General features: G+C 63.9%; 8 protein-coding genes. 6 read left to right on the top strand and 2 right to left on the bottom strand.

The annotated features are described in order from the left end of the window. Positions 1-143: 143 nt before the first annotated feature. On the bottom strand, positions 144-1,178 hold the full coding sequence (argC, locus tag ABE456_RS09915; protein ID WP_346643735.1) for an N-acetyl-gamma-glutamyl-phosphate reductase: 1,035 nt from the start codon (positions 1,176-1,178) through the stop codon (positions 144-146). Positions 1,179-1,320: 142 nt separating this feature from the next. On the opposite strand from argC, the gene hemJ reads away from it, so the two are divergent. The 6 genes from hemJ (at position 1,321) to ABE456_RS09885 (ending at position 5,747) form a co-directional block, all read left to right on the top strand. Continuing rightward, positions 1,321-1,746 carry a protoporphyrinogen oxidase HemJ gene (gene hemJ / locus ABE456_RS09910; RefSeq protein ID WP_346643734.1) on the top strand — a complete coding sequence of 142 codons (426 nt, stop codon included), beginning with the start codon at positions 1,321-1,323 and terminating at the stop codon, positions 1,744-1,746. A gap of 28 nt (positions 1,747-1,774) precedes the next feature. Continuing rightward, entirely contained in the window at positions 1,775-2,731 is a 957-nt protein-coding gene (locus ABE456_RS09905) for a nitronate monooxygenase family protein (protein WP_346643733.1), read from the top strand. A 67-nt stretch (positions 2,732-2,798) separates the two neighbouring features. Next, positions 2,799-3,581, top strand: a complete 783-nt coding sequence (locus tag ABE456_RS09900; RefSeq protein WP_284355537.1) for an SDR family oxidoreductase — start codon at positions 2,799-2,801, stop codon at positions 3,579-3,581. A 63-nt stretch (positions 3,582-3,644) separates the two neighbouring features. After that, positions 3,645-3,983 (top strand): histidine triad nucleotide-binding protein, encoded by a 339-nt coding sequence (locus ABE456_RS09895; RefSeq protein WP_213659320.1) that lies wholly within the window; start codon positions 3,645-3,647, stop codon positions 3,981-3,983. A gap of 65 nt (positions 3,984-4,048) precedes the next feature. Further along, positions 4,049-4,696 carry a 2-polyprenyl-3-methyl-6-methoxy-1,4-benzoquinone monooxygenase gene (coq7, locus tag ABE456_RS09890; RefSeq protein WP_346643732.1) on the top strand — a complete coding sequence of 216 codons (648 nt, stop codon included), beginning with the start codon at positions 4,049-4,051 and terminating at the stop codon, positions 4,694-4,696. Between the two features lie 10 nt (positions 4,697-4,706). Next, positions 4,707-5,747 (top strand): DUF2157 domain-containing protein, encoded by a 1,041-nt coding sequence (locus ABE456_RS09885; RefSeq protein ID WP_346643731.1) that lies wholly within the window; start codon positions 4,707-4,709, stop codon positions 5,745-5,747. 94 nt (positions 5,748-5,841) lie between these two features. Here ABE456_RS09885 and ABE456_RS09880 read toward each other — a convergent pair whose 3' ends face one another. Next, a complete protein-coding gene (locus ABE456_RS09880) occupies positions 5,842-6,264 on the bottom strand; it encodes an OsmC family protein (RefSeq protein WP_004376171.1) in 423 nt (140 codons plus the stop codon). Positions 6,265-6,349: the final 85 nt, after the last annotated feature.

Below are 6,349 nucleotides of genomic sequence, written 5' to 3'. Positions count from 1 at the left end.
GGATGTTTCTGGATCACCGTCCAAGGCCAGGAAGGCCAAGGACGGTGAAGATTTCCAAAACCCGGTATCCGGTGGATCGTAAGGCTGCTCCGCTTAAGTGAACAGCATTACGCACGACGCGGGCCTTTTCCAACGCTGGCTGCTTAAGGCAGCAAGCCGGCATGGGACAGGCCCATGCGCTCATCCAGGCCAAACAGGATGTTGAGGTTCTGCACCGCCTGGCCGGAGGCGCCCTTGACCAGGTTGTCGATCACCGACAGCACCACCACCAGGTCACCACCCTGTGGGCGATGAACGGCAATGCGGCAGACGTTGGCGCCGCGTACGCTTCGGGTTTCCGGGTGGCTGCCAGCTGGCATCACATCGACGAACGGCTCATCGGCATAGCGCTTCTCGAACAGCGCCTGTAGGTCGACCGAGGTATCGAGCACATTTGCGTACAGGGTGGCGTGAATGCCACGGATCATCGGCGTCAGGTGCGGCACGAAGGTCAGGCCGATGTCTTTGCCAGCCGCAAGGCGCAGGCCCTGGCTGATTTCCGGCAGGTGGCGATGGCCCTTGACCGCGTAAGCCTTCATGCTCTCGCCGGCTTCGCAGAACAGCGAACCTACCGCCGCGCCACGGCCAGCGCCGCTGACACCCGACTTGCAGTCGGCGATCAGGCGCGACGGGTCGGCCAGGCCAGCTTCCAGCAGCGGCAGGAAGCCCAGCTGGGTGGCGGTCGGGTAGCAGCCCGGCACGGCGATCAGGCGTGCCTGGCGGATCTTCTCGCGGTTCACCTCAGGCAGGCCGTACACCGCGTCCTTGAGCAACTCTGGCGCACCGTGCGGCTGGCCGTACCACTTGCCCCACTCGGTGGCATCCTGCAGGCGGAAGTCGGCCGACAGGTCGATCACCTTGGTGCCGGCTGCCAGCAGCTCGCCGGCCAGGGCATGGGCAACACCGTGCGGGGTGGCGAAGAACACCACATCGCAGGCGGCCAGGGCCTTGCTGTCCGGTACGCTGAACGCCAGCCCGTCATAGTGGCCGCGCAGGTTCGGGTACATGTCCGCTACCGCCACGCCCGCCTCGGAGCGCGAAGTGATGACCGCCACTTCGGCCTGTGGATGCTGTGCCAGCAGACGCAACAGTTCGACGCCGGTGTAACCCGTGCCGCCGACGATACCGACCTTGATCATAACGCTTGCCCCTTATCAACGAGCCGTCTGGAAAGCGCACGATAATAGGGGCGCAAGGCGCCTGTAACAACTCTTCGGGTGACCCTTCGGGCGCTTGACCACTACTATCTGACGACCGTGATTACCTGAAGGAACTCCCTCCATGCTTTACCTATGGATCAAAGCGCTGCATATCGTCAGCGTGGTCTGCTGGTTCGCCGGCCTGTTCTACCTGCCGCGGCTGTTCGTCTACCACGCCCAGAGCCAGGACAGCATCAGCCAGGAACGCTTCGTGACCATGGAGCGCAAGCTGTACCGCGGCATCATGAACCCGGCAATGATCGCCACCTACGTGTTCGGTGCCTGGATGCTCTACCTCACCCCCGGCTGGCTGAGCCAGGGCTGGCTGCATGCCAAGCTGACCCTGGTCATCCTGCTGACCGGCTACCATCACGTGTGCGGCGCCCAGCGCAAACGCTTCGCCAGCGGCAACAACACCCGCAGCCACGTCTACTATCGCTGGTTCAACGAAGTGCCCGTGTTGTTCCTGCTGGGTATCGTAATTCTGGTGGTGGTCAAACCGTTCTGACATAGCCACCCTTTCAAGGAGCCTTGCCATGTCGCTACCCGCCTCGCTCGAACACCGCCTGCGCCTGCCCGTGGTTGCCGCCCCGATGTTCCTGATCTCCAACCCCAAACTGGTGCTGGCCTGCTGCGCCAGCGGCGTGGTCGGCAGCTTCCCGGCGCTGAACCAGCGCGACAGCGCCGGCTTCAAGGCCTGGCTGGAAGAGATCGAGGCTGGCCTGGCGCAACTGCAGGCGCCAGCGCCCTACGCAGTGAACCTGATCGTCCACCCGACCAACCCGCGCCTGCAGGCCGACCTGGCCTTATGCGTTGAACACCGCGTGCCAATCGTCATCACCAGCCTGGGCGCGGTGAAGGAAGTGGTCGATGCCGTACACAGCTATGGCGGCCTGGTGTTCCACGATGTCACCACCCGCCGCCATGCCGAGAAGGCCGCCGCAGCCGGTGTCGACGGCCTGATTGCCGTCGCCGCGGGCGCGGGCGGCCATGCCGGCACCTGGAGCCCATTCGCCCTGGCCGCAGAAATACGCCAGTTCTTCGACAAGACCCTGCTGCTTGCCGGCTGCCTCAACCACGGCCACGAGATTCTGGCCGCGCAACTGCTGGGTGCAGACCTGGCGTACATGGGCACGCGCTTCATCGCCACAGCAGAGAGCCAGGCCCAGGATGCCTACAAGCAGATGCTGCTGGATGCCCACGCCGCCGACATCATCCACACCCCGGCGGTATCGGGCATCCCCGCCAGCTTCCTGCGCTCAAGCCTGGAGCAGGCCGGCTACGACATGAACGCCCTGACGGCCGGCCATGAACCAGGCAAGCTCAAGCCAATCGACGACGAAGCCAAGGCTTGGAAGACCGTGTGGTCGGCGGGCCAGGGTGTCGGCGGTATCGACGACCTGCCCATTGCCAGCGCGTTGATCGAGCGCCTGCATAACGAGTACCGGCAAGCCCTGGAGCACTGCCATACCCTGCGCGCCCGCGCCTTGTAGCAAAAGGCAACACCTTGCCCGGGCAAGCTGTACACTAGGCGCCCTCGTCCGCCCCCAGGAGCCTTGCATGACCCGTTACGCCATGATCACTGGTGCTTCCAGCGGCCTGGGCCTGGCCCTGGCGGAAGCTCTGGCGCGGCGCGGGCGCAACCTGATCCTGGTGGCACGTCAGCGGGAAACGCTGGAGCCGGTAGCCATCGAGCTGACCCAGCGCTTCGGTGTCGAGGTGCTGTTCCGCGCCTGCGACCTCAGCCAGCCGTTGCGCCTTTCAGGCTTCGTGCTGGAACTGGAAGAAGGCGAGCGGCGCATCGACCTGCTGGTCAACTGTGCCGGCCTGCGCACCTACGGGCCGTTCCTCGCCCATGAGTGGGCCGACGAACAAGATCTACTGGAAGTCAACGTACTGGCCCTGAGCCGCCTGTGCCACGCCATCGGCAACCTGATGGCCGTGCAGGGCGGCGGGCAGATCCTCAACGTCGCCGGCCTGGCCGGGGTGGCGCCTGGCCCGTGGATGGCCGCCTATGCCGCCAGCAAAGCCTATGTGCTGAGTTTCTCGCAGGCCCTGCGCGAAGAACTCAAGCGCACCGGCATCAAGGTCTCGGTGCTGTGCCCAGGGCCGGTGCGCTCCTCGCGCCGGCGCATTGCCCGGCTTGATGGCAAGCCGCGCTGCCTCAGCCCCGAAGAAGTAGCGCTGTACACCGTGCGCGCACTGGACAAGAACCGCGCGCTGATCATGCCAGGCCGGCGCAACCGCTGGCTGGCATTCGCCCCGCGCCTGCTGCCACGCTGGTTGGTGCGCAAGCTGGCCGGGGCCATCCACCGCCGCTATTGCCCGGCCGGCATGGAATAGCCACTGGGCGAGCGGCGTCCGGCTGAGTACACTCGGCCCGACCCTCACCATGGAGCAAGTGCTGTGGACGATCTATTCCTCAAAATCATCAACCGGGAAATCCCGGCGGATATCATCTACGAAGACGACCAGGTCCTGGCCTTCAAGGACATTGCACCCGCAGCGCCGGTACATTTCCTGGTAATCCCGAAAAAGCACATCCGTACTCTCAATGACCTGACCGAAGAGGACAAGGCCCTGGCTGGCCATATCCTGTTCACCGCCCAGCGCCTGGCCGTCGAGCAGGGCTGCGAGGAAGGCTTCCGCGTTGTCATGAACTGCAACCCGAAAGGTGGCCAGACCGTCTACCACATCCACATGCACGTGCTTGGCCAGCGCCAGATGCACTGGCCACCGGGCTGATCCACAGCAAGCGACCCCGCCGCTATTGCGGTAAACTGTCGGGCACATTCTTGCGGAGGTGCCCGATGGCTACCGAACGTCACTACTCGCCGCTCGACCGCTTGTTGCTGCAGGCCGATACCGCCATGCGCACCTTGCTGCCCTTCAGCGGCCAACCCGCCCGGCCATCGCCGGCCATCATCCAGCCAGACGTTGACCTGGACGAGCAGCAGGCTCGCCATGTGGCCGGGCTGATGCGCATCAACCACACCGGTGAAGTCTGCGCCCAGGCGCTGTACCAGGGCCAGGCCCTGACCGCCAAACTGCCCGAAGTGCGCAAGGCCATGGAGCATGCCGCCGAGGAAGAAGTGGACCACCTGGCCTGGTGCGAACAGCGCATTCGCCAGCTGAACAGCCACCCAAGCGTGCTCAACCCCCTGTTCTACGGCATGTCGTTCGGCATCGGCGCCCTCGCCGGGCTGGTCAGCGACAAGGTCAGCCTGGGCTTCGTCGCCGCTACTGAACATCAGGTGTGCAAACATCTCGACGAACACCTGGAGCAGATCCCGCACGAAGACGAAAAGTCCCGGGCCATTCTCGAGCAAATGCGCATCGATGAAGAACAGCACGCCGAATCTGCCCTGGAAGCCGGCGGTTATCGCTTTCCGGCCCCGGTTCGCTTTGGCATGAGCTTGCTGGCCAAGGTCATGACCAAGAGCACTTACCGCATCTGAAGGCATCACCATGACGGACCGTTTCGACGCCAAGGACCTGGCGCGCGCCGTGCAAGCCGGCGTTCTCCAGCCGGGCCAGGACCAGGCCCTGCTGACCTTCCTGCGCCAGCAGCCGGTACCACGTGGTAGCTTCCAGCTGGCCCATGTCGCGTTCTACTTTGGCGCCATGCTGATCATGGCGGCCATGGGCTGGTTGCTCACCGAGGCCTGGATGAGCATCGGCGACGGCGCACTGCTGGTGATCGCCAGCCTGTATATCCTGCTGATTACCTTATTTGCCCTGAATCTGCAGCGCCGCGCCCAGCCAGTCGCTGCCGGGGTGCTGGCAGCCGTCGCGGTCAGCATCGTGCCACTGGCAGTATTCGCCATCGAACGGCTGGTTGGCTGGTGGCCCGTGAACGACACGCAAGCGAACTACCACCATTACTACACCTACGTGCAGAGCGGCTGGCTGGCGATGGAACTGGCCACGGTACTGGCCGGGTTGCTGATGCTGCGGCTGATCCCTTACCCGTTCATCGTCATGCCAATAGCCGTGGCCCTGTGGTTCATGTCGATGGACCTAAGCGAATGGTTCTTCGGCTCGCCGTTCAGCTGGGAACAGCGCCGTGAAGTGTCGTTATGGTTCGGGCTGGGGATGTTGGCGGTGTTCCTGGTGGTGGACGGCCGCACGCGCGAAGACTACGCCCACTGGGGTTACCTGGCAGGGTTGGCGGCATTCTGGGGTGGGTTGACGTTGCTGGACAGTGGCAGCGAGTTGGGCAAGGCCCTGTATTGCCTGATCAACATTGCGCTGATGGGCATGGCAGTGCTGCTGCGCCGGCCGGTGTTCATGGTGTTCGGTGCGCTGGGAGTGGCGGCTTACCTGGGGTACCTGTCGTATGAAGTGTTTGCCGAATCGCTGCTGTTCCCGGTGGTGGTGACCTTGATCGGGCTTGGGGTTATCTGGCTGGGGCTGGTTTACCAGAAGCGGCGGGAGCACTTGAGCCAAGTGATGCGTAGCTGCTTGCCGGAATGGGTGCGGGCTGTACTGCCGGCGCTTCGCAGCTGATATTGCCGGGGCCGCTCCCACAAGGTCAGCGCTATACCTGTGGGAGCGGCCTTGTGTCGCGATGGGCTGCGAAGCGGCCCCAAAAATGGTGGGCTTAACCCAGCTCTACAATTTCGTACCCGTGGGTAATCTCAACCCCGGCACGCTCGAGCATGATAGAAGCCGAGCAATACTTCTCCGCCGACAGCTCCACAGCGCGCTTGACCTGCGCCTCCTTCAGCCCACGCCCCTTCACCACGAAGTTCATGTGGATCTTGGTGAACACCTTCGGGTCTTCGCTGGCACGCTCGGCCTCCAGGAACGCCTCGCAGCTTTCCACCGCCTGGCGCGACTTCTTCAGGATGCTGACCACGTCAAAGCTGCTGCAACCACCCAGGCCCAGCAGCAGCATTTCCATAGGGCGCACACCCAGGTTGCGGCCGCCAGCCTCGGGCGGGCCGTCCATCACGACGACATGGCCGCTCCCCGATTCGCCGAGGAACATGGCCTCACCGGCCCACTGGATACGTGCCTTCATCTACCTGGACTCCTGATTTTCGGAAAAGGGTGTCAGCTTAGACCTTGTGCGGCTGTGGGAAAAGCACGAGAGGTGTCGGTTTAGT

Origin of the sequence: Pseudomonas sp. TWI929 (genome assembly GCF_039673335.1) — a bacterium.
Taxonomy (GTDB): Bacteria; Pseudomonadota; Gammaproteobacteria; order Pseudomonadales; family Pseudomonadaceae; genus Aquipseudomonas.
Note: the sequence above shows the minus strand (reverse complement) of the source record. Positions and strands in the feature narration are given on the sequence as shown.

What these genes read in the sequence shown, in the direction of transcription:
- argC (WP_346643735.1), bottom strand. Translation starts at nt 1,178, where the DNA reads ATGATCAAGGTCGGTATCGTCGGCGGCACGGGTTACACCGGCGTCGAA.
- hemJ (WP_346643734.1), top strand. Translation starts at nt 1,321, where the DNA reads ATGCTTTACCTATGGATCAAAGCGCTGCATATCGTCAGCGTGGTCTGC.
- ABE456_RS09905 (WP_346643733.1), top strand. Translation starts at nt 1,775, where the DNA reads ATGTCGCTACCCGCCTCGCTCGAACACCGCCTGCGCCTGCCCGTGGTT.
- ABE456_RS09900 (WP_284355537.1), top strand. Translation starts at nt 2,799, where the DNA reads ATGACCCGTTACGCCATGATCACTGGTGCTTCCAGCGGCCTGGGCCTG.
- coq7 (WP_346643732.1), top strand. Translation starts at nt 4,049, where the DNA reads ATGGCTACCGAACGTCACTACTCGCCGCTCGACCGCTTGTTGCTGCAG.
- ABE456_RS09885 (WP_346643731.1), top strand. Translation starts at nt 4,707, where the DNA reads ATGACGGACCGTTTCGACGCCAAGGACCTGGCGCGCGCCGTGCAAGCC.
- ABE456_RS09880 (WP_004376171.1), bottom strand. Translation starts at nt 6,264, where the DNA reads ATGAAGGCACGTATCCAGTGGGCCGGTGAGGCCATGTTCCTCGGCGAA.